This window comes from Oryzibacillus soli (genome assembly GCF_051594765.1).
Lineage (GTDB): Bacteria > Bacillota > Bacilli > Paenibacillales > NBRC-103111 > Paenibacillus_AR.
Window position 1 is genome coordinate 1 of the sequence record NZ_JBPPGJ010000056.1, and the last position, 2,135, is coordinate 2,135.

Annotated in this window: 1 protein-coding gene; it reads left to right on the top strand. The window is 43.6% G+C overall.

All coding sequences use genetic code 11. The features are described 5' to 3' along the window. Window positions 1-251: 251 nt before the first annotated feature. Window positions 252-857 (top strand): hypothetical protein, encoded by a 606-nt coding sequence (locus tag ACSEXW_RS28015; RefSeq protein ID WP_438449481.1) that lies wholly within the window; start codon window positions 252-254, stop codon window positions 855-857. The last annotated feature ends 1,278 nt before the right edge of the window (window positions 858-2,135 follow it).

Consider the following 2,135-nt stretch of genomic DNA (forward strand, 5'->3'; position numbering starts at 1 on the left):
GGAATCTAGCATATTCAGGAAGGCCCCGACAGCATATAACACCGTATTCACGCGGCGGGCCAGACGGCCCTTGGTCTGCAAGAGGCATTTCGAGGAGCGGACTCAGCAGACAACCTCTGCGAACCTAACCGCGTCGCGGCCGGTCGGGAGCCAGCTTCGCTTATGGCTCTGTGCTTCCTTAAGGTTCTCGGGTTCGTGAATACAAGAACGTTATATGAAACTTACGAATAATCATATTGGAAGTGAATTCAATGAAGCTATGTAGAAGATGTGGGAAACCTGTGCAGGTCTTTGAAACTGATTATGACCTATTTGAAGGAATGCACTGGATATGCTTCCACTTTGAATTTGAACATGGAGAATATGATCCAGATGAGCCATGTGATGATCCGAGTTGTCCGTGGAATCGAATTAATAATAAACATGAATTTATACTTGAGCATGATAAAAGCTATATAGTTCATAAAAATCAGCAATTTTTAGGACTAACTGTTAAGGAATATCAGAAGGATAGATTCCCTAGTGCCAAGTTATTGGTTGCAGTTGAATCGTTAAGTAACTATGTTGTTAATAATTCTGTATGGATAGAGAAAAAAGAAATGAATGAATTTATCTTGAGAACAAATGAATTACATTTAAAAAACGAAAGAGGGTTTGTAAAGCTCAAATCAATGAGCCCTGATGAATTTGAAGTAGAAATAGAAAAATCTAGATTAGGACAATACAAACTTAACTATAAACTGCAGTCAATATATTTGGATAATTACAAGTCAGTAATAATTGGGTCGCAAGAAATTGAATATATAGAGATTGAAAGATTGTGTAGGTTATTCAAAGAAGTCGTAAGCTTCATATAACACCGTATTCACGCGTCGGGCCTGACGGCCCTTGGTCTGCAGAGGCTTTTCAAGAAGCGGAATCAGCAGACAACCCTGCACTGGCTAAGTCCGTCGGACCCGGGGCTGGCGCCCCTTAAGCCAGTGAGGGTTCGTGAATACACGAACGTTAACTGAAAGCACCGATAGATCAAGAGACATCAAGATCAAGAGACATCAAGATCAAGAGACATCAAGGTCAAGAGACATCAAGGCCAAGAGACATTGAAGTTCAAGAGACATCAAGGTCAAGAGACATCAAGGTCAAGAGACATCAAGGCCAAGAGACATTGAAGGTCAAGAGACATCAAGGCCAAGAGACATTGAAGGTCAAGAGACATCAAGGTCAAGAGACATCAAGGTCAAGAGACATGAAGGTCAAGAGACATCGAAGATCAAGTGACATGAAGGTCAAGAGACATTGAGATCGAAGAGACATTGAAGGTCAAGAGAAGTGAAGGTCAAGAGAATTGAAGGTCAAGGGACATTGAAGGTCAAGAGACATTGAAGGTCAAGAGAATTGAAGGTCAAGAGAATTGAAGGTCAAGAGGCATTGAAGATCAAGAGTCATGGAGAATCAAGAGACAAGAAGATGGATTTGTTTCGAAGAGGCCAGGGGCAGCGTATAACACCGTATTCACGCGGCGGGACCTGAAGGTCCCTTGGTCTGCAAGAGGAATTTCGAAGAAGCGGAATCAGCAGACAACCCTGCACTGGCTAAGTCCGTCGGACCCGGGGCTAGCGCCCCTTAAGCCAGTGAGGGTTCGTGAATACAACAACGTTAACTGAAAGCACCGATAGATCAAGAGACATCAAGGTCAAGAGACATCAAGGCCAAGAGACATTGAAGGTCAAGAGACATCAAGGTCAAGAGACATGAAGGTCAAGAGACATCGAAGATCAAGTGACATGAAGGTCAAGAGACATTGAGGGTCAAGAGACATCAAGGCCAAGAGACATTGAAGGTCAAGAGACATCAAGGTCAAGAGACATGAAGGTCAAGAGACATCGAAGATCAAGTGACATGAAGGTCAAGAGACATTGAGGGTCAAGAGACATTGAAGGTCAAGAGACATTGAAGGTCAAGAGACATTGAAGGTCAAGAGACATTGAAGGTCAAGAGACATTGAAGGTCAAGTACGTTTATTGTAATTCGAAGAAGTCGGTGCCATCAGTTAACACCGTATCTACGCGTCGGGACCTGGAGGTCCCTTGGTCTGCATGTGGCATTTCGAGGGAGCGGATTCAGCAGACAACCCA

Excerpts from the sequence above, each read along its gene's own strand:
- ACSEXW_RS28015 (WP_438449481.1), top strand. The coding sequence starts at position 252 with ATGAAGCTATGTAGAAGATGTGGGAAACCTGTGCAGGTCTTTGAAACT.